The organism is Lentibacillus kimchii (assembly GCF_042666895.1).
In the GTDB taxonomy this organism is placed as follows: Bacteria; Bacillota; Bacilli; order Bacillales; family Amphibacillaceae; genus Lentibacillus; species Lentibacillus kimchii.
In genome coordinates, this window is the sequence record NZ_JBHTGR010000042.1 from 1 (window position 1) to 2,001 (window position 2,001).

Here is a 2,001-nt window from a genome sequence, read left to right on the forward strand (position 1 = left end):
TGTGGGTGTGTTTTGGCTAACTCTATTCTACAGGAAAGGGTCTTCCTTTTTCTATGACCATTATTGAGTCATTGCGATTTACACAAACTATTTTACGCTCTCAAAGTTAACCATAACATCCTTGCACAAACTGAAGAACTTAAAAAAATAAATGAAGAATTGAACAAAAACAATAAGAAGTAGACTTTAGATATTAAAACTATTAGGTTCTTTAGTTTAATAATAAATATACTAATAGTCGTCCGGAAAATGGCACAATTCCGGACTAAGCATAACGCCGGAATCGGGCCATTTAGTTAAGTGAAAAGGAGGTATTTATTATTTATAATTTGGCTTCTATTGGAGGATGGCATCTGGAAGATATGATATCTCAGTTAGCGTTTCTAGTTGTTTTTATAGTGATTATTGTCCTTATCGTGTCAGCTTTTCGCTCACGGTCAAAGCGATCTAGACAACTGGATAGAATTGAAAAGAAATTAGCCACCATAAGTGAACAAGTTAAAAAGAATAATTAACTGTTTTAATCGACTGTTCTCGGGCGTGATTGCGGTATAGCGATGTTCGAGAATTGAGCCAGGTTGCGGAAACTAGAGGTGTTTTTATGTCAAAAAGATTCTTCCCTTATAATAGTAATGCCCCCATACACTAAATAATTATATATTTTCTGGAAATTAAGTGTGAGAATAATGCGGTTATATTTGCAAACGATGAAGAAAAATATATTTTTGACTTTAAGCACATTTGTTTTATTGATTCTTACAGTCGGGTTTTGGTATGGATTGCCTTTATTCGGTTTATCTGATTACTTTTTTGAAACGAATGTACCCGGATTTGTTCGGTTCATATCTGTTTGCCTGGGTGTTGGTTTTTGTTTTTCATTATTTTTAATTCCACTTCACTTGTTTTTTGCTAAAGAATATTCAATGCGTAAACAAAAAGGTGTATTAAAAGCCTTTTTAATAACCCAAGGTACCTTAATATTGGTCGCGGCAATGTTATTTGCAATTTTTTATTTAATTGTGTCGTTCACGTTAATTTAACGAACGAGCGCGATTATGGAATAAGAATTGTGCCGTTATCGGGCGATTTCGTGGAAGAAGGCTAGAAACAAAACGTGGAGGTAGTTTATGAGTTTTATGGAATTGATTATGCTTTTTGTATTATTTCTTACGTTGGTTTTCATAGCTGCTGGTGTCATAATATATCGAAAGAAACCCAGTATGATGAGGAAACCAACACTAATAGGCATAAGCGCTCTTGTCCTTCAAATATTACTTATCCTATCATTGTTTTTTAATAAAGCACTAGTAAATGTCGATGAAAAGATTTTTAATGTGGTTTGGTGGGGAATAGTATTATACGGTTTTATTATTGGGATTAAAGAGGTCAAAAACAATATATTAGTATCACTGCTTAGTATCTTTCTAAGTATTTTATTAACAATATATATGGCGTTAGGACTATTCATCATATCAATGTAGTTTTTAAGCAATCAGGCCATTTAACGGATTAATGCAGGGGAGTGATACACTATACTCTTTTCACGATGGACTTTATTTCAAGGTATTATTATTGCTTTACTGATAGCGCTGGCATTTGTAGCAGACATGTTTAAGAAAGATATAGGAGTGCCTTTTTCTTCAACCGACGTGATTAATACATCGGCATTGATGACGGCTATGTTTTTAGTAATCGTAATTGGTTTACTCAGCGTATTGATGTACTTTCAGACTAAGAAAAGTGACACATTCCTGAAACACAGATTATGGGATAAAATGTATATTATAATGCCGTCATCATTGGGATATCTTTAATCATAGTTTTCATCTTATTTCTGACAGGACCACTCAGTGACGTAACACAAATCAATCGTTGGATAATATATGCTTTAATTTATTATATGAATCAATTTCATAATTGCTCTTATTAAAAACGCAAAGACCTGCAGAATTTCTAATGTGTATTTTTTTAAAATTCCTCTAAGCAGCCTGCTGCTGCTTT

At 33.2% G+C, this 2,001-nt stretch carries 1 protein-coding gene; it reads left to right on the forward strand.

What is annotated here, in order from left to right:
* Positions 1–1,127: 1,127 nt before the first annotated feature.
* A complete protein-coding gene (locus ACFQU8_RS10030) occupies positions 1,128–1,481 on the forward strand; it encodes a hypothetical protein (protein WP_382359424.1) in 354 nt (117 codons plus the stop codon).
* The last annotated feature ends 520 nt before the right edge of the window (positions 1,482–2,001 follow it).

Bases quoted from the DNA above. Each gene is read 5' to 3' on its own strand.
- ACFQU8_RS10030 (WP_382359424.1), top strand. From the start codon at position 1,128: ATGAGTTTTATGGAATTGATTATGCTTTTTGTATTATTTCTTACGTTG.